The sequence below is a fragment of the Paraburkholderia phenazinium genome (genome assembly GCF_900141745.1).
GTDB lineage: Bacteria > Pseudomonadota > Gammaproteobacteria > Burkholderiales > Burkholderiaceae > Paraburkholderia > Paraburkholderia phenazinium_B.
The window spans coordinates 2,925,047-2,943,210 of record NZ_FSRM01000001.1 but is presented as its reverse complement, the minus strand read 5'-3'; the positions used below and the strand labels follow the sequence as shown (position 1 = coordinate 2,943,210).

The following is an 18,164-nucleotide window of genomic DNA, read 5'->3' as shown; positions in this document are numbered from 1 at the left end:
TGATGCGTCATGGCAAACGAATGCCCGCGCACATCGCGATCGTCGCGGCCGCGCTGTGTTATGCGGCGATGGCAAGCGCCGCGGTGCAGGCCCAGGGCGAGGCATTGCCCAATAACGATGGCGCCGATGGTGTGCTGCGGGTCTGTGCCGACCCGAACAACATGCCTTTGTCCAACAGCAAAGGCGAGGGCTACGAAAACCGCATTGCGAGCCAGATGGCGAGCGATTTCGGCTACAAGCTCGAGTACACCTATTTTCCGCAACGCATGGGTTTCGTGCGCCATACGTTGCGCGAGAAGGTGCCCGATTCCGACCAGTACAAATGTGATCTGATCATCGGCGTGCCGAAAGGTTACGACATGACCTCGACGACGCAGCCGTATCTGCGCTCCACGTATGCGATGGTATTTAGCAAGCGGCCTGAACTGGCCGGCATCAATACGCCGGACGATCTGCTCAAGCTGCCGCCGGACCAGTTGCACAAGCTGCGCTTCGGCATTTTCTCGCAGACGCCTGCGGTCGACTGGCTGCTCAGTCACAACCTGATCGATCAGGCCGTCTCGTATCAGGTGCAAAGCGGCGACCCGCAGGAATATCCCGGCCAGATGATCGAACACGATCTGCAGGCGGGCAATGTCGACGTGGTGTTCCTGTGGGGGCCGATTGCGGGTTACTTCGCCAAGCGTGCCGGCGATACGGTAAAGCTGGTGCCGTTCCCGCCCGATCCGGGGATCCGCTTCGACTATACGATCTCGATGGGCGTTCGCTACGGCGAAAAAGCGTGGAAGGACAAGGTCGATCAATGGATCGGTGCGAACCATGACAAGATCGACAGCATCCTGACGAGTTACGAAGTGCCGCTTCTAAAGCCCATCGACACGCCGGCCGCCAAGCCCGCGGACGGGTCGCCATGAGGGGTGCAACGAGGTGCTTGCGCCGCGACTGGCGGCGCCTGCTTGCGGCGTGCATCACGTGCGTGGCCTGTCAGTTGCATGCGGTGGCGTTTGCTGCCGGCACGGACGAAATCTCGGCCGCCGAGAAGCTCATCTTCACGACGGATCATCTGCATGGCATCGAACAGCAAACCGAACTCGACTATGCCTTCCTCAGTTCGGACCAGCCGGCGCACAGCACGGATGTCGTCAGGGTGCTGGTGGTCAGTCCGGACAACGCCAAGGGCGACGCCCAGGTGTCCGATCACAGCGGAGCCGTGCCGTTGCCCGATGGCGGTCTGCAGTGCAACCCCGTGATTGTCTATTTCCTCGAGCGCGACATCGCGGAGATGGAGCGTCTGACCGGCGGCCAGCGCCGTTATTTCCAGCAGCGCCTGCGACTCGCGCTCGCCGCGGGGCCGAAGATCGAGACCGTGACGAGCCAGATCGGCGGCAAGTCCGTGAAGGCCCAGCAGATCGTCGTGCAGCCGTACCTGAACGATCCCAACGCGGACCGCTTCGCTCAATACACCGGCAAGCGCTACACGTTCCAGATTGCCGATACCGTGCCCGGCCAGGTCGCGCTGATCCGTACTGACGTACCCGGCGCAAACAACGATTTCGCGCACCCGCTGCAGACGCAGACGTTGAGCTTCCAGGCCGCGTTGCGCAAGCTGCCGCCGCCGCCAAATGCGCCTAATGTGCCCATGAAGCCTTCGGACGCGCCGCGGGCGAGCCGTTAGCGAGGCCGCGCCAAGGTGAATTTCATCCGCTCGCTGACCTTGCGTCAGCTGCAGATCTTCGTCGTGGCGAGCCGCTATACGAGCTTCGCACGAGCCGCGGAGGAACTGCATCTGACCCAGCCGGCGGTGTCGATGCAGATTCATCAACTGGAGGAGGCGGTCGGACTGCGTCTGTTCGAGCGCATCGCGCGCAAACTCACCATGACCGAAGCGGGTGAAAAGCTAAGCCATCACGCGAGCCGGATTCTCGGCGAGATCAAGGATGCCGAAGACGCGATGACCTCGCTCAAACAGGCCGATAGCGGCTCGATCGCCGTGGGCATCGTCAGTTCTGCGACGTATTTCGCGCCGAAGCTGCTGGCCATGTATTCGCACCTGTATCCCAAGGTCGACGTGCACTTCTCCGTTGGTAACCGTGACGCGCTGCTGCGCCTGTTGCAGGACAATGCGATCGATCTCGCCGTCATGGGGCGGCCGCCGCCGGAACTCGATACCACGACCGAACCGCTCGCGTGGCATCCGCAAGTGGTGATCGCTCCGTTGAGCCATCCGCTGTGCGGTGCGCAGCGCTTCGATCTGCAGGAACTGCGCGGCGACACCTTTCTGTTGCGCGAACCCGGTTCGGGAACGCGCATGGCTGCGGAGGAAATGTTCAGACAGCATCTTTTCACACCCGCGAAGGTCGTCACGCTCGGCAGCAACGAGACGATCAAGCAGGCGGTCATGGCGGACATGGGGGTGAGCCTGATTTCGCTCCATACGTTGCTGCTGGAATTGCGCACGAAGGAAATCGCCTTGCTGGATGTGAACGGCACGCCGATCGAACGTACGTGGCAGATCGTGCATCTGCGGGCCAAGCAGTTGTCTCCGACCTGCGTGGTATTCAGGCGGTTTCTGCTCGAGCAGGCCGCCGCGTATCTGGAGCGCGAGTACGCGCCATTCGTCACGCTGCCCGCGAAGTGGGGAGTTCTGAAATGAGCGTTGCCGTTCGGGTACGTGCTGCGCTCGCGCGCTGCGTGACGGTTGCCGGCATGGTCTGCGCGACATTCGCCGCCTCGCAGGCGCTCGCTGCGCCGACCTCGATCGCGCTCATGGACTGCGTGCTGATCGACGATAACGCGGCCTACAACGACGCCGAGATCAACCGCATCCAGCAGGCGCGCCTCCAGATGGTCAGTACTGCCTTGCGTGAGCAGTTGCGCGCCGGCGGGCGCTATGACGTCGCCGACAATGGCCCGGCTGCCGGCCTGATCGCTCAACTCGGCGCGTCGCAGGATCTGAATGCATGCGCCGGCTGCGCGCGGCAGGTAGGGCGCAAGCTCGGCGTCGAGCAGGTCGGCAGCTGCTGGGTCCAGAAAGTCAGCAACCTGATCCTCAATATCAACCTGCACGTCGAAGATGTCGCCAGCGGGGCGACCGTATTCCAGCGCTCGGTGGACATTCGCGGCAATACCGATCTGTCCTGGCGCCGTGGTGCCACGGCGCTGGTCGGACTGATGCTCGGCAGTGCAGCAGCGGGCTCGCCGGGTAGCAGCGCATCTCCGCAATAGCGATCAGGATTTTGCAGTAGCGGAACACTCTGTACTTGAAAGGTGTGACAGGGTGACATTGTTTTCCGCGCGAGCGCGTCTGCCGTACTGGCGGGCGCGCTGGCACAGAGTATGCGTCGCTGTCCGGAGTTTTCCGTGAGAAGCCCGTTCGTCTCGCGGCTCGGCCGACACGTCCGCTTCAGCACGACTGCTATAGGGGATTGCATCGATGGGTTCTGGCGAACTGCTTCAGGACTGGCGTCTGCATGCACTGCAAATCGAAGACGAGATCTCGAGAGTCGTGATCGGCCAGCCGCAAACCATCCGTCTCATCAATGTCGCCTTGTTTGCCCGCGGTCATGTGCTTCTCGAAGGCGGCGTCGGGGTCGGCAAGACAACCGTGTTGCGTGCGTTTGCGCGGGTCGTGGGTGGCGCATTCGAGCGTGTCGAGGGCACCATCGACCTGATGCCCGGCGACCTCGTCTATCACACGTACGTGGACGCCGAGGGGAAGCCGCGCATCGATCCCGGTCCGCTGCTTCGACACGGCGAGCAGTTGACCACGTTCTTCTTCAACGAAATCAACCGGGCCCGTCCGCAGGTTCAGTCACTGCTGCTGCGTGCGATGGCGGAACGCTCGGTGTGGGCGTTCGATCGCGAATATCGCTTCCCGCATATGACGGTGTTCGCCGACCGCAACAAGGTCGAGAAGGAAGAGACCTTCGAGCTTGCCTCGGCCGCTCGCGATCGCTTCCTGTTCGAGCTTGCCATGCCTACGCCGGCTGAGCCCGACGTGCGGCGCGCGCTGGTATTCGATGCGGCGTTCCATGACGTCGACAGACTGCTTGCACGGCTCTCGCCTGGGATCGTTCCGTGGGAGCAACTGAACCAGGTCGGCGCGGCGATTCAGGAGAGCGTGCAGTCGAGTGAAACGATCGAGCGTTATGTTCTGGACATCTGGCAGGCAACGGAAAAGCCGCAGCTGTTCGATATTGCGCTCGACGGTGTCGATATGGACCGGCTCATCCTGGCAGGGGTAAGCCCCCGAGGCATGAGCGCTCTGTTGCGGGCTGCCCGCGTGGTGGCGTGGCTGGCCAACCGTTCGCATCTGGTTCCCGAGGATATTCACGCCGTGCTGATGCCCGCGCTTGGGCATCGCGTATTCTTCACGCCGATTTATGAACTGCGCCGTCAGGAACTCGCTGAAGCCCTCACTACGCAAATCATGAACAGGCTCGCCGTACCCTGAGCCATGAACGGGGCCGCGGAATTTCACTACCGTTTGCCGATGCGCGCCGGCGGATTTCGTCCCGGTTCGCACCCCGGATCGAGCTTCGGCGCCGGCCAGGAATTCGCGATGCACGGGCGTCTGTTCGACTACCCGGATCCGCGCCGCCTGGATCTGCGGGCCAGCCTGCGCGCCGCACGCTCGGAGTGGCTAGTGCGGGTTCATCTGCAACGCGCCGCGGTGCCCGTGCAGGTGATCGTCGATGTCTCTGCGTCGATGCACTTCGGCACGCGCCAGACGAAGCTACAGGTAGCCGCTGACTTTGTCGAAGCGTTGGGATACAGCGCATTTCGCGTCGGCGATCAGTTGGGCATGCTGGCCTTCGATACACACGCGCGCGACGATCTCTTCATGCCGGCGCGCTATGGCCGGGGCGTGGGCAATCTGCTCGCGACGAAGTTGCGCGAGACGACTAGCGATGCGGCGGGAAACGGCAGTCTTGCCGGGTTGCGGCGCGCCGCTTCGACGCTGGCTGGAAGGCAGGCGCTGGTCTTCCTCGTTTCCGACTTTCACTGGCCGCTCGTGGAATTGCCCACTGTACTCGACCTGCTGGTGCATGCCTGCGTGGTCCCGATGGTGGTCTGGGACAGCGCTGAGATCGCACCGCCCAGCGGTGGTCTGCTGCTCGCGGTCAACGATGCCGAGTCGGCAGGGCAGCGCACGCTATGGTTGAGAGACAGCGTGCGCGAGCGTTGGTGTGAAGCGGTTGCGCGGCGGCGAGCGGAACTCTCGAAGCTATTCGGCGTGCGCGGCACGCAGCCGTTTTACGTCGAAAGCGCTTTTGATCCCGAGGCCATGTCACGCTACTTTCTGGAGGCGATCGCATGAGACAGCGTGGGCGCCAGGTTGGCAGAGCAGGGCGTTTGCATCGCCGGACATGGGTCGCCACGATGTTGACCATCTCGCGAGCGTTCGCGTTGCCGTTGGCGTGCACGCTGGCGCTGACGCTGACGCTGGCGCCGGCGATGAGCGTCGACGCGGCCTCGGGCAAGCCCTTCCAGCCGGCGGTTCAGGAGCCGCGCGCATACGGCTACCTGCTCGGCGATATCCTCACGCAACGCATTCTGTTGCCAACCGGCGCTAACGATGCGGGTCCGGTGGCGCCGCCGTCTATCGGCCGCACCGGTGCGTGGCTAGAGCGCCGGCCTGCCCGCTACGAAACCGATGCTGACGGTCGCCGGTGGATGGCGATCGACTACCAGGTCGTCAACGTCGCACCCACGCTCACGAGAATCGCCTTGCCCGCGCTGAGGTTGACTACGGCATCCGGTGCGACGCTGCAGGTTGCCGAGTGGCCGCTTAGCATTGGTCCAATGACGTCCGCCGACGCCTTCGATGCCGGCGATCTGCAACTGATGCGGCCCGACCGGCAAGCTCCTTTGGCGCCGACCGCGCCGCTGCGGCGCGAGGCGAGCGTCGCACTTGGCCTGTTGCTGCTGACTTTGTTCGCGTGGCTGGGCTGGTGGCTGTGGCGCAACTGGCGCGAGTCGGCCCAGTTGCCATTCGCACGCGCCTGGCGGCAAATGCGGCGGCTCGACGGGCCAGGCGCCGATACGTCGGCGGATGCATGGCTCTGCGTGCATCACGCATTGAATGAGACGGCCGGTCATGTCGTTCACGCGGGTTCTTTGCCGAGCCTGTTCGCGCGAGCGCCGTATTTGCAGCCGCTGCGCACACAACTCGAACAGTTCTATCAGCAATCGACCGAACGATTCTTTACGCCTGCGTCGACGGCGGCCTCTTATCCACTCCGGGGGCTATGCCGGTCACTGTATCGCGCCGAGCAGCGCCATGAGCGATGAACATGGCGTTCGATTTTACCTATCCGTGGCTGCTCGTCCTGCTGCCGCTGGCCGCGCTGCCGTTGTTGCGCCAGCGCGCCGACGCGCTCGCCTTCTCCTGGATCGCATGGCTGCCGGACGATCGGGTCGGACAATGGATCGGTTGGATTGGGCGGGGCAGTGCGGCGCTGGCGATGGCCGCCATTGTGCTGGGTCTGGCCGGTCCGGGACGCTCGCATCGCGAGGTGCTGCGTACGGGCAGCGGGGCGCAGATCCTGATCCTGATGGACCGCAGCGCGAGCATGGACGAAACGATGAATAGCAAAGGCGTGGAGTCGCCGGGAGGCGAGTCGAAGAACAAGGTTGCGCGTGCATCGTTGACGAACTTTATTGCCCAACGGCCCAACGACCGGCTCGCCTTCATGATGTTCGGCACGAGCCCTGTGCTGGCCATGCCGTTTACCTACGACCACCGGGCGATCGACGCGGCAATCGCGGCCACAGCGGTGGGACGCGGTATGCCCGATACGGAACTCGACCGTGGGCTGCTGGCGGCGATCGGCGAGTTCAATGGGGCGAGGTTCTCCGGGCGCCGGGCGATCGTCCTCGTCTCGGACGGCGGCGCGAAACTCGACGCGCCGGTGCAGCGGCTCATCCAGGATGGACTCCTGCGCAACCAGATCGCGCTTTACTTTATTTACTTGCGCAGCGGCGTCTACAGCCCCGATCTGAACGCCGCGCTTCCCGCGAGCGAGTCTTCAGCCGAGGCCGAACTGCATCGCTACTTCCTGTCGCTAAAGACTCCTTATCGGCTTTTCCAGGCTGGTGATGCACAGGCGATGAAGGACGCGATGGCCGAGATCAACCGGCAACAAAATGCGCTGACTTCATTTGTCGAGCGTTTGCCGCGGCAGGATTTCAGCCCGTATTGTTTCGCCGTGGCGCTTGCAGGCTGCACGCTATTGCTGGCGTTGCGGCTGTTTCAGGTGCGGGCCTGGGCATGAAGCGCGCATCGATTCACCTCATCTTCGCGGCCGCCGCGCTGTGCTGCGCCGGGGTGGCGGCGTATGACGGGGTGCGCCTGTGGCGCGCACAGCACGTCAATCAGGCGATGGCGGCAGTTGCAGGTGAAACAGGCGCGGTAGCGGGCACCACGGCCACGACCGGCACGGCAGGCTCCCCGCGCTACGAGCGCAACGACGGCGCCGCCCGCGAGGTCAGGCTCGCACGCGCGATTGCGCTCTCGAAGGTGGGTGCCTACGATACGGCAGGCCCGCTCTTCGAGGATCTGATCCGCGAGCAGCATCTCGACGAGGTCGGGCGCGCGGCGCTGTTCGATCTTGGCAACATGTACCTGCGTGAGGGCATGGGCCACAGTCCTTCCGGCACGCTCCAGTCGGTCGCCATGGTCGAGGAAGCCAAGGCGCGCTACCGGACTTTGCTGCGAGCGACCCCGGACGATTGGGATGCGCGTTACAACCTCGAACGGGCGTTGTGGCTCGCGCCTGAAGCGCGTGCCACGGCCGACGCGCCAGAGGTCAAGGAGCAGCACAACGTCCACCTGCGCGATGCGCAGAGCCAGGATCTGCCGTGAGCTTGCGCGCACTGACACGCGGACTTTATAGCGGGCGCCACTGGATGACATCCGTGGCGCTTCTGTTGCTGCTCGCGGCGGTCGCCATGCCGCGCGTGATACTGCCGCGCGACACGTTCAGCTACATCGTCACCTTCGATATTACGCAAAGCATGAATGTCGAGGACGTCGCGTTGAATGGCGTGCCGGTGAGCCGCCTCGTGTTCGCACGGGCGGCGATGCGCGACGCGCTGGGGCAACTGCCTTGCGGATCGAAGGTGGGATGGAGTGTGTTCACGGGGCAGCGGACGTTGCTGTTGCTGCCGCCCGTCGAAGTTTGCAGCAACTTTGACGCGCTGTTGTCGTCGCTGGAGGGGATCGATGGGCGCATGCGCTGGACCAACTGGAGCCGGATTGCCGAAGGCGGTATCTATTCCGCCACGCGCGTGGCGCAGGACGTCGGCCAGGGCGCGGCCGTCGTGTTCATCACCGATGGTCAGGAGGCGCCGCCCGTCCTGCCGTCCGATGCGCTGAAGCGGGACATCAACCCCGCTCAGGTCAAGGGCTGGCTGATCGGCGTGGGCGGCGATCAGGCCGCGCCCATTCCGCACACCGACGCCGAGGGTAACCGTGACGGCTACTGGCAGGCAGAAGATGTGATCCAGGTGCCGCCCGTGCCAGGTTCCGCAACGCAGGCCGAAAGTCACGAGGAACTGTCCGAATTGCGCGGGCATTACCTCGCTGCAGTGGCCGGAGGGATCGGCTTCGGATATCGCCGCCTGTTGAGTGCGGAGTCCTTGCGCGAAGCCATGATCGATACGCGATTTGCTCACCGCGAGGCAGTGCCGACCGACTTGCGCTGGTGTCCCGCGCTGCTTGCCTTGCTGCTGCTCACGTGGCGATTTGCGCCGGGCTTCGGTTGGGCCTGGCATCGCGTAACCGGCAGACGCACGAACCCGCCATATGCAGGCGGTCGCGTTTCGTGAAACCTGTCGAGAGTCTGGAAAATCACGTGCGCATCGCCTACGCTTAAGCGAGCCGGCCTTTTCGGACGTGAGGGCATTTCCCCCCATCCATCTATGCTCAGCCGACCCATCCTGACAAAGCAGATTAACGGTTCTAAATCGTACGCTTTTGTTGTTTGAGAGGGTTGTGCCATCCTGTTTTTCTACGCCGACGGTGGCGTGGATGAATGCCGCACTCCAGCGCTGAAATTCTTGAACAACAAAAAGCCGAGGAGACGCTCATGCCATTTATTCGCATTCCCCATGTTATTGGTCTTGTCCTGTTCGCCATCGCATTCGGCTCGTCTGCCGCTTACGCCGCGGACGAGGTTCAAAACAGTTCGACCACGACGACCTCGCCGGTGCCGTCGACGCTGGAGCCCGTGAGCCAGGAACAGCTCGACAGGGCAGCTACCACGTCGAACGACTGGCTGCATTCGAACGGCTCGTACGCGCAGACGCGCTACTACCGTGGTGCACAAATCAACAAGACGAACGTGTCGAAACTCCGGCCAGCTTTCATATTCCAGACAGCCGTCAACGAGTCGATGGAAACGGCGCCGATCGTGTCGAACGGCGTCATGTTCATTACCACTTCGTTTAACCACGTGTATGCGGTCGACGCGGTAACGGGCAAGGAATTCTGGCATTACAGGCACAAGATGGGTTCAGTCACGACGTTTTGTTGCGGACCCAACAATCGCGGCGTAGCCATCGCGGGCGAGCGGCTCTACATGGGTACACTCGATGCGAAACTCGTCGCGCTCGACACCAAAACCGGCAACGTGCTGTGGCAAACGCAGATCGCCGATCCCGATGAGGGCTACTCGGAAACGATGGCGCCGGTGGTCGTCGACGGCAAGGTGCTGATTGGCACGAACGGCGGCGAGTATGGCATTCGCGGGTTCCTGAAAGCGTTCGATGCCAACTCCGGTCAATTGCTGTGGACCTTCTATACGATTCCGGAAACCGGCCAGGAAGGCGTGTGGGCCACGAAGGATGCAACCGGCCGCGACGAGAAGCGCGACATCGATGCCGAGAAGAAGCAGTTGAGCGACAAAGGCGGCGACTTCTACAAGACGCTTGGCGGCGGGGTATGGATGGCGCCGGCAGTCGATCGGCAAACGCATACCGTGTTCTTCGTGGTCGGCAATCCGTCGCCTGACCTGTATGGCGCAATCCGGCCGGGAGACAATCTCTATACGGATTCGCTGGTCGCAATCGATCTGGATACCGGCAAATACAAATGGCACTACCAGTATGTGCCGCATGATGTGTGGGACCTGGACGCCGTGAGCCCGCCGATGCTGATCGACGTGCGCGACGAGAACGGCAAGATGATTCCGGGCGTGGTGCATGCGGGCAAGACCGGCCACGTGTACGTTCACGATCGCGCCACCGGACGGCTGATCCGCTATTCGCAGGCGATGATTCCTCAGGAGAACATGTGGACTTTGCCGACCGCCGCGGGCGCGCGGATGCTGCCCGGTGCGAACGGCGGGGTCGAGTGGTCGCCGATGGCGTTCGATCCGCATACGCGTCTCGTCTATGCGGCGAATCTGCATCAGCCGATGACGTATCAGGTCGAGGATGCCGCTTATCCGGGTGGCAGCAAGCTATGGCTGGGCGGTGCGTTCAAGACGATCCCGACCGAGCAGCAATGGGGCAAGCTGTCTGCCGTGAACGTCGACACGGGTAAGGTGGTGTGGGACTACAAGACCGAACAGCCGCTGATTGGCGGCGTGTTGGCAACCGCGGGCGGCCTTGTATTCAACGGCGAAGGCAACGGCCTGTTCCGTGCATTCGATTCCACCACCGGCAAGAAGCTCTGGGAGTTCCAGTGCGGCGCCGGCGTCAATGCGCCCGCGGTGTCGTACATGGTGCATGGTAAGCAGTACGTCGCAGTCGCGGCGGGCGGCAACACACAGCTCGATTTCAAGCGCGGCAATACCGTTCTCGTTTTCGCGTTGCCATGACGATGCGGACGCTGCGCGCAGCAGTGGGTCCGGCTCGCCGCTTATGGACGGCACTGCTGTGCGGCTGGTTCGCCGCCGCGTGGCTGCCGTCGGGCGCGCACGCCGACGCCGAAGCGGGCCAGGCGAAGGCGCAAGCGTGCGTGGCCTGTCATGGGCCGATGGGCAATTCGACCAATCCGGACTATCCGATTCTTGCAGGTCAAAACGCGCGCTATATCTATCTGGAGCTGAAAGACTTCAAGGAAGGACGGCGCAGCGACCCGCGCATGTCGCCGATGGCGGCCAACCTGTCGAAAGAGGACATGCAGGATCTCGCCGACTACTTCGCCGCGCAAAAGCTGGTGCCGGTTCCGTTCAGATCGGACGGCGCCAGCATTGAAGCAGGAAGGAAGAAATCCGCCGAGGTGCTATGCACGATGTGCCATCTGGGCGGCTTCTCAGGGCAGAACGAGATTCCGCGCGTGTCGGGGCAGCAGTATCAATACATCGTCAAGCAACTGCAGGATTTCCGCTCGCACACGCGGACCAACGATGCGGGCAACATGACCAGTGTGACGCGCAATCTGACCGACGACGACATTCGCAATCTGGCTGCTTACATCAACAATCTCCAGTAGCTCCAGTAGCACGGAGGGATACCATGAAAAAGACCGTCATCCGATATATCGCGACTGTGGTTCTGCTGCTGGCCGGGGCATTCGGCGTGTACTTGCCCGTGCATGCGCAAGGCGACGGCGTCGGAGAAACCAACCGGCAACTGCTGGCCGCCGCGAAGGACGGCGACCAGGCGTCGGTTCTCGCGGCGCTTCAGAACGGGGCGGCCGTGGATGCCATGAACCGCATCGGCGACACCGCATTGATCACTGCGTGCAAAAAAGGCGATGTGGCGATGGCGCGCATGCTGATCGATCACGGCGCGAACGTCCAGCACATGGATGCGCCGGGCGTCACACCATTGATGGCCGCAGCGTATGGCGGTTTTGACGAGATCGTTGCGCTGCTGCTCGGGCATGGTGCGGATCTTTCCGCCACGGATCGCATTGGCAAGACCGCCATGGAGTACGCGGCCGGCCAGGGACAAACTAAGGTGGTGAGCCGGTTGCTCGATGCCGGGGTCGACGTGAATCGCACCTACAGGAATGACCTCACCGCGCTGATGTGGGCCGCGGGATACGATCGCGCGGACACCGCCCGGCTGCTGATTGCTCGCGGTGCGGATCGGACGTTAAAGGACAATCGCGGAATGACGGCGCAAGATATCGCAGTGCAGACCAGATCGGATCAGGTTGCCCGTCTGCTTTCCGCGGGCTAGGGCATGCGAGGACGAAGAAACAGTTGAAAAGCCATTGCGTATAATGACCCGACCCATTTACTGGAATAGCGTGGAACGCTACGGAAACCATGATTCGACATATTGTGATGTGGAAGTTGAAGGAATCGGCAGAGGGCGCTTCGCGCGCGGAGAATGCCGTCAAGCTGAAGGAAAAGCTGGAAGGTTGCCGCAACATCGTGCCTGGCATCCTGCATCTGGAAGTGGGTCTGGCCGGAGCAGGCCTCGACTCCACCTACGACGTCGTGCTGGTCTCCGACTTCGCCGACAAGGCATCGCTCGACGCTTACCAGGTTCACCCGACTCACGAAGCGCTCAAGAGCTTCGTCGGCGCAGTGCGCGAATCGCGCGAATGTGTCGACTACGAAGTCTGAGCCGCGGCAATGACTGATTCGCAGAAAGCGGGGGCCGGCCAACCGGGGGCCGGCGATCCGGGCGAGGGTCGCGATGCATCCGCACCCGCTGCAACCGTCGCCCCCAACGCGCTGCCCGTGCTCGAAAGCCCCTTTGTCGACCATCTCGGCGTGCAACTCGTCAGCGCTGCGGACGGCGCGAGCGAAGTCGTCCTGCCGCTCGCGCCCGATCACATGAACACCTGGGCCGTCGCGCACGGCGGCGTGACGATGACGCTAGCGGATGTCGCGCTGGCAATGGCCGCCCGCAGTCTCGCGGGCGACGGCGTGGGCGTCGTCACGGTGGAGATGAAAGTCAACTTCATGCAGCCGGGGCGCGGCGAATTGCGCGCCACCGCACGCGTGCTGCATCGTTCGACCACAATGGCCTATTGCGAAGGCGAAATCCGTGATAGCGAAGGCCATTTCGTCGCGAAAGCGCTCGGTACTTTCAAGTACATGCGCCGCCTTGCCGTGGGCCGCGAAGTAACGCATCAGCGTCTGCGCAGCGACCCGTCTGCCAAACCCGGTCCTAGCGACGGTTGAACGCGTGGCGGGACGTGCCGCTACGCACGTTCCGCTTTGCGTACCCGCAGATTCACGCTACATCCAGACAATCAAGGAGACGATCGACATGCCCCAGATCAACCGTCAATTCGTGCTCGCGTCGCGTCCACAAGGCGCCGCTACGGCCGACAATTTCAGGCTCGTCGAAACGACGCTGGACCCGCTCGCGGAAGGCCTGTTCCGCGTGCGCAATCACTATCTGTCGCTCGACCCGTATATGCGCGGCCGTATGAACGACGCCAAGTCGTACGCGGCGCCGCAGCCGCTCAACGAGGTGATGGTGGGCGGGACCGTGGGCGAAGTCGTTGAGTCCAGACATCCGGAGTTCGCGGTGGGCGACAAGGTGGTCGCGACGCTTGGCTGGCAGGAATTCGGCACCTCCGATGGTACCGGCGTGCGCAAGGTGGACGACACGCATGTCCCGCTCGCTGCTTACCTGGGTGCTGTGGGCATGCCCGGTGTCACGGCCTGGTACGGTCTGAACCGCATCATCCAGCCCCGGTCCGGGCAGACGGTGGTGGTCAGTGCGGCGAGCGGGGCGGTCGGCGGTGTGGTCGGGCAACTGGCGAAGCTGGCGGGGGCACGCGCTGTCGGCATCGCCGGTGGGGCGGACAAGTGCCGCTATGTAGTCGAGACGCTCGGCTTCGATGCCTGCGTCGACTACAAGGCCGGCAATCTTTATCAGGACCTGAAAGCTGCGACGCCGGACGGTGTCCACGGCTACTTCGAGAACGTCGGTGGCGCGGTGCTCGATGCGACGCTCGCTTGCATGAATGCGTTCGGCCGGATCGCGTTTTGCGGGATGATCGCCGGCTACGATGGCGAGCCGGCGCCGCTCAAGCATCCGGCGCTGATCGTCAGGCAGCGTCTGCTGGTGCAAGGCTTCATCGTCACCGAGCAGCTGGACGTGTGGCCCGAAGCGCTCGCGCAACTCGGCACGCTCGTCGCGCAGAAGAAGCTGCATTACCGCGAGAGCATCGCGCAGGGCCTCGAGAGTGCGCCCGAGGCGTTTATCGGTCTGCTCAAAGGCAAGAACTTCGGCAAGCAGCTCGTCAAGCTGATCTGAGTCGAGTTGACCGGGCTAGGCCCCATTGGACCTCGTTTGAATTTTGACAGGCAACTAGCGGAGACACCCGATGTTCCAGTTCGACGGCAAAGTGGCCGTGATCACCGGCGCGGCGAGCGGTTTCGGGCGCGCCTTTGCGGAGAAGGGCGCGGCCCTGGGCATGAAGCTGGTGCTAGCCGATGTCGACGGCGCCGCGCTCGCGCGAACCGTGGATGATCTGCGCGCGGCCGGTGCCGACGCGATCGGCGTGCCGACCGATGTTTCGGACGCCACCCAGGTCGAAGCACTGGCGCTCGCGGCGCTCGACGCGTTCGGCAAGGTGCATCTGCTGTTCAACAATGCAGGCGTGGGCGTCGGCGGTTTCGTGTGGGAAAGCACCGCGCGCGACTGGGAGTGGGTATTCGGCGTCAACGTGATGGGCGTCGCGCACGGCGTGCGCGTCTTCACGCCGATCATGCTGCGGCAGAACGAACCGGCGCATATCGTCAATACGGCGTCCGTTGCCGGGCTCCTGTCGCCACCGGCGATGGGCGTCTACAACGCGTCCAAGCACGCAGTCGTCTCGTTGACGGAGACGCTCTACAACGATCTGCAGAACGCGGGCGGCCAGGTGAGTTGCTCGCTGCTGTGCCCGGCCTTCGTGCCGACCGGTATCGCCGATGCGGAGCGCGCCCGTCCTGAGACCCTGCGCAACGACACGGGACCGACACGCTCGCAACTCGCCGCCGGCAAGCAGTTGCAGCGGGCGGTGCAGTCGGGCAAGCTGAGCGCGAAGGACGTCGCCGAGATGACGTTCGAGGCGATCGACGCAGGGCGCTTCTACATCATCACGCACGCGGCGATCCTGCCGACTGTCCACCTGCGTCATGAGGACATCGAACAGTTGCGCAATCCGACTGACCCGCTATCGCTCAAACCAGAGGTCAAGGGACAGTGAGTCGATGCCGCTGAATCCGAAGATCGAGCAGGTGCTCGAGTTGATTGCGCGGGCGAAGCGCCCGCCGTACCACGAAGTTACCGCGCAACAGGCGCGCGCCTCTTACGAGAAAAGCGCGCCGATTCTGGAGATCCCGTCCGCGCGGATGTTCGCCGTCGAAGATCTGGCGGTGCCGATGCGCGACGGCGCGACGATCCGCGCACGGCTCTACCAGCCGGCCGAACCGAGCTGGGCGCAGCCGTCACCGGCGCTCGTCTACTACCACGGCGGTGGCTTTACCGTAGGCAGCGTCGATACGCACGACGCCCTGTGCCGGATGTTCGCGCGCGACGCGCAATGCGTGGTGCTCTCGGTCGATTACCGGCTTGCGCCGGAACATAAATTCCCCACTGCAGTGGACGACGCGTTCGATGCGTTGAGCTGGCTTCATGCCAATGCGAGTCTCTATGGCGTCGACCCGGCGCGTATTGCGCTTGGCGGCGATAGTGCCGGCGGCACGCTTGCTACCGTCTGCGCGGTGCTGGCGCGGGACGCCGGATTGCCGAAGCCGGTGCTGCAGATGCTGATCTATCCAGGCACGACGGGATATCAGCAGACCGCCTCGCATGCGCGGCTCGCGGATGGTTTTCTGTTGTCGGCTGCGACGATCCAGTGGTTTTTCGAGCAATACGTGCGCGACCCGGGCGATCGCGACGACTGGCGCTTCGCGCCGCTCGACGGCACACGCGATGCGCCCCGATTCGAAGGTGTAGCGCCCGCGTGGATTGCGACGGCCGAGTACGATCCGCTCAGCGACGAAGGCATCGCCTACGCGGAAAAGCTGCGCGCAGCAGGCAACGAGGTCACGCTCATGCGCTACGCAGGCATGATCCACGAGTTCTTCAAGATGGGCGGTTTTGTGCCGGACGTCGCGCGGGCTCATGCCGATGCGGTCGCTGCCTTGCGTTCGGCGTTTGGTATTGAGCTGGACTAAGCGCGTCAAGCGAAGTCTTCCCGGCGGTGGCGTGCCTCAGCGTTCGATATTGAACGCGAAGCGACGCTCGAAGTCACCTGGGCGCACCACGCGGTGCGAGCCGTTGTCGTCGCTGCGTTCGACGACCGCCGCACTCAGATGTTTGCCATGCGTGTCATGCGTACCGTGGATGCCGTTCGCCACGACCCGCAAGGCCGTCGTACCGCGCGTGCCGTAATCCGGCGATTCGATAAACGCTGCCGACAGCACCCGCTCCCGTTCGAGCGGGATGCCGGTGGAGGGCAACTGGTCGTCGCGGGCGAGGCGGGTGTCGCGCATCAGTTCGATTAGCCCTTCGAGCGGCACGAGCGGGTCCGCCGCGACCAGCGCGCCCAGCTCGGCGCGCTTTCGCACAAGCTTGGGCCACGGTGTATCGAGCACGGCATTCGAGATGCCGTGCGTGCCGGCTTCGAGCAACGCCGGCGGCATGGCCGAGCGGTTGCAGTACCAGCCAAGTTCGCGCCGCGACCAGTCGCCGACCAGCAGGTTAAAGCCGTTGTAGATCTCACCGTCCTGCGCGACCCGCTGCAGGTAATCGAGCGGCGTGAGTTCGGCGGATGGCTCGCCCAGCAGCCAGTGGCTGACCAGCGTGCCGCGTGTGGGCGCATCGGCGCGCATTTCATGGGGCGCGCGGTAATTCGTCAGCGCTGCAAAACGGCCGTCGCGCGTCATGCCAAGCCATGTGCCGCCGCCCACCAGGTCGCGCCCGGCCAGAAGGTTCGGCGCTTCGGTCCACCAGTGCATCGGATCGGCGGTGCGGCGCAAGAATTCGTCGCGATTGGCGGCGAGTGTGAAAAGCGGACCCTCGGCCGCATCGGGCCGCCAGTCGAAGACGATCAGGCACATCGGGGGCAGTCTCCCGCGCCACGGGCATTCGCATCGTTGCGGTCAAACCTGAAATCGGTCGGCAGCGTGCCGCGGAAGGCGCGCAGGCGGGCGAGGAGTTCTTCGTTGGGAGGCTTTGTTTCCAACCCTAACACCGTATCAAACCTCAGTCGGCAACGTATACGGCAGTGCCAGGAAAGTCAGCGCCGGCCCATCAGCCGCGCCAAGGTGAACCGACCCCGACTCGAGCGCCGCGAGCTTGACCTCGACCAGCACGTCCACACTGCCATCCGGCGCCGAAGCGGCATTCACCACCATGCCGCAAGGCTGGCCCGGATCCGCCGAGTGGAACAGTTCCATACCCGGCGCAACCGTCGCCAGTTCACCGGCCACATTGGCCAGCGACGTGCGTCGTTTGATCGTCCCTCGATACTGGCTGCGCGCCACGACTTCCTGCCCCGGATAGCAACCCTTGCGGAAATTCACGCCGCCGAGCACATCGAAATTGACCATTTGCGGCACGAACTGCTCGACCACCGGCTGGGTGATCCGCGGCTCGCCGGCGCGAATATCGAGCCAGTCCCATACCGCCGCCGAAGCACGCGTGAGCTTGCCGTCGAAGAGCGGCAAACGTGCTTCAACCTCGGCTTTCGGCCCGACCCACAGGTAACGCAGCTTCCCGAGCGCATCCGGCACGCGGATCAGCGAGCCGGCGGGCCCGTCCACTTTCACATGCACGCCATCGGGCAGCGCATCGAATACGCCCGACAACACCTTGCGCACGTCGCCCGCGAGGCCCACTACAGCCAGCTCGCCGCTCGCATCCGAAAGCTTCGCTTTCGCGCGCAGCACGAACATCGACAGACGCTTCTGCACGGCGGCCTGAATGTCCTTCGACACCAGCAGGCGGATCGTCTCGCCGCTACGCCAGTTCAGAAACGACGCCAGCAGACGCCCCTTGGCCGAACAGTAGCCCGCCAGACGTGCATTGGCCGCGTCCAGATGCTGGGTATCGTTGGTCAGCTGACCGTGGAGGAAGCTGGCCGCGTCGTCGCCGGTCGCATCGATCACGCCGAACTGCGTGAGCAGCATATAAGCGCCGTGCGCGCCGACAGCGTCGAATTCCTCACGCGAGGGGCGCGGCAGCGGGGGCAGTGCGGCCGGTGCGGCAGCGGCGGTGCCGGGGGCAGAAGCGAGCGGTGCATTCAT

20 protein-coding genes are annotated in these 18,164 nt (G+C 63.8%); 18 read left to right on the top strand and 2 right to left on the bottom strand.

The genetic code is table 11. From position 1 onward, the window contains the following. The first annotated feature begins 2 nt into the window (after positions 1 to 2). The 18 genes from BUS06_RS13310 (at position 3) to BUS06_RS13225 (ending at position 16,091) form a co-directional block, all read left to right on the top strand. Positions 3 to 914 carry a substrate-binding domain-containing protein gene (locus BUS06_RS13310; RefSeq protein WP_074264678.1) on the top strand — a complete coding sequence of 304 codons (912 nt, stop codon included), beginning with the start codon at positions 3 to 5 and terminating at the stop codon, positions 912 to 914. Next, the gene (locus tag BUS06_RS13305) at positions 911 to 1,675 is read left to right on the top strand and encodes a hypothetical protein (RefSeq protein ID WP_074264677.1); all 765 of its coding nucleotides are present in this window, start codon (positions 911 to 913) and stop codon (positions 1,673 to 1,675) included. Before BUS06_RS13310 ends, BUS06_RS13305 begins: the two co-directional genes overlap by 4 nt. Positions 1,676 to 1,690: 15 nt before the next feature. Next, the gene (locus BUS06_RS13300; protein ID WP_074264676.1) at positions 1,691 to 2,653 is read left to right on the top strand and encodes a LysR family transcriptional regulator; all 963 of its coding nucleotides are present in this window, start codon (positions 1,691 to 1,693) and stop codon (positions 2,651 to 2,653) included. Then, positions 2,650 to 3,225, top strand: a complete 576-nt coding sequence (locus tag BUS06_RS13295; RefSeq protein WP_074264675.1) for a DUF3280 domain-containing protein — start codon at positions 2,650 to 2,652, stop codon at positions 3,223 to 3,225. Before BUS06_RS13300 ends, BUS06_RS13295 begins: the two co-directional genes overlap by 4 nt. Positions 3,226 to 3,433: 208 nt before the next feature. Then, entirely contained in the window at positions 3,434 to 4,453 is a 1,020-nt protein-coding gene (locus BUS06_RS13290) for an AAA family ATPase (RefSeq protein ID WP_074264674.1), read from the top strand. A 3-nt stretch (positions 4,454 to 4,456) separates the two neighbouring features. Then, entirely contained in the window at positions 4,457 to 5,320 is an 864-nt protein-coding gene (locus tag BUS06_RS13285; protein ID WP_074264673.1) for a DUF58 domain-containing protein, read from the top strand. A gap of 137 nt (positions 5,321 to 5,457) precedes the next feature. After that, a complete protein-coding gene (locus BUS06_RS13280) occupies positions 5,458 to 6,294 on the top strand; it encodes a calcium incorporation protein MxaA (protein WP_438803538.1) in 837 nt (278 codons plus the stop codon). Then, positions 6,291 to 7,277: a vWA domain-containing protein gene (locus BUS06_RS13275; protein ID WP_074264671.1), complete on the top strand. Its 987-nt coding sequence runs from the start codon at positions 6,291 to 6,293 to the stop codon at positions 7,275 to 7,277. The genes BUS06_RS13280 and BUS06_RS13275 overlap by 4 nt, the downstream gene beginning before the upstream one ends. Next, positions 7,274 to 7,867 carry an MxaK protein gene (locus BUS06_RS13270; protein ID WP_074264670.1) on the top strand — a complete coding sequence of 198 codons (594 nt, stop codon included), beginning with the start codon at positions 7,274 to 7,276 and terminating at the stop codon, positions 7,865 to 7,867. The genes BUS06_RS13275 and BUS06_RS13270 overlap by 4 nt, the downstream gene beginning before the upstream one ends. 44 nt (positions 7,868 to 7,911) lie before the next feature. Next, entirely contained in the window at positions 7,912 to 8,832 is a 921-nt protein-coding gene (locus BUS06_RS13265; protein WP_254368903.1) for a vWA domain-containing protein, read from the top strand. A gap of 260 nt (positions 8,833 to 9,092) precedes the next feature. Continuing rightward, positions 9,093 to 10,826 carry a pyrroloquinoline quinone-dependent dehydrogenase gene (locus tag BUS06_RS13260; protein ID WP_074266082.1) on the top strand — a complete coding sequence of 578 codons (1,734 nt, stop codon included), beginning with the start codon at positions 9,093 to 9,095 and terminating at the stop codon, positions 10,824 to 10,826. Continuing rightward, entirely contained in the window at positions 10,823 to 11,443 is a 621-nt protein-coding gene (locus BUS06_RS13255) for a c-type cytochrome (RefSeq protein ID WP_074264668.1), read from the top strand. The genes BUS06_RS13260 and BUS06_RS13255 overlap by 4 nt, the downstream gene beginning before the upstream one ends. A 23-nt stretch (positions 11,444 to 11,466) precedes the next feature. Beyond that, positions 11,467 to 12,138 (top strand): ankyrin repeat domain-containing protein, encoded by a 672-nt coding sequence (locus BUS06_RS13250; RefSeq protein ID WP_074264667.1) that lies wholly within the window; start codon positions 11,467 to 11,469, stop codon positions 12,136 to 12,138. An 89-nt stretch (positions 12,139 to 12,227) separates the two neighbouring features. Further along, positions 12,228 to 12,530: a Dabb family protein gene (locus tag BUS06_RS13245; protein WP_074264666.1), complete on the top strand. Its 303-nt coding sequence runs from the start codon at positions 12,228 to 12,230 to the stop codon at positions 12,528 to 12,530. A gap of 117 nt (positions 12,531 to 12,647) precedes the next feature. Then, on the top strand, positions 12,648 to 13,094 hold the full coding sequence (locus BUS06_RS13240; protein WP_074266081.1) for a PaaI family thioesterase: 447 nt from the start codon (positions 12,648 to 12,650) through the stop codon (positions 13,092 to 13,094). Positions 13,095 to 13,182: 88 nt separating this feature from the next. Next, entirely contained in the window at positions 13,183 to 14,181 is a 999-nt protein-coding gene (locus tag BUS06_RS13235; protein WP_074264665.1) for an NADP-dependent oxidoreductase, read from the top strand. Between the two features lie 70 nt (positions 14,182 to 14,251). Then, positions 14,252 to 15,118: an SDR family oxidoreductase gene (locus BUS06_RS13230; RefSeq protein ID WP_074264664.1), complete on the top strand. Its 867-nt coding sequence runs from the start codon at positions 14,252 to 14,254 to the stop codon at positions 15,116 to 15,118. Positions 15,119 to 15,122: 4 nt separating this feature from the next. Next, on the top strand, positions 15,123 to 16,091 hold the full coding sequence (locus BUS06_RS13225; RefSeq protein WP_074264663.1) for an alpha/beta hydrolase: 969 nt from the start codon (positions 15,123 to 15,125) through the stop codon (positions 16,089 to 16,091). 36 nt (positions 16,092 to 16,127) lie between these two features. Here BUS06_RS13225 and BUS06_RS13220 read toward each other — a convergent pair whose 3' ends face one another. Then, positions 16,128 to 16,976: an NRDE family protein gene (locus BUS06_RS13220; protein WP_074264662.1), complete on the bottom strand. Its 849-nt coding sequence runs from the start codon at positions 16,974 to 16,976 to the stop codon at positions 16,128 to 16,130. Between the two features lie 138 nt (positions 16,977 to 17,114). Beyond that, positions 17,115 to 18,164, bottom strand: coding sequence for a CAF17-like 4Fe-4S cluster assembly/insertion protein YgfZ (ygfZ, locus tag BUS06_RS13215; protein ID WP_074264661.1), 1,050 nt, complete (start codon positions 18,162 to 18,164; stop codon positions 17,115 to 17,117).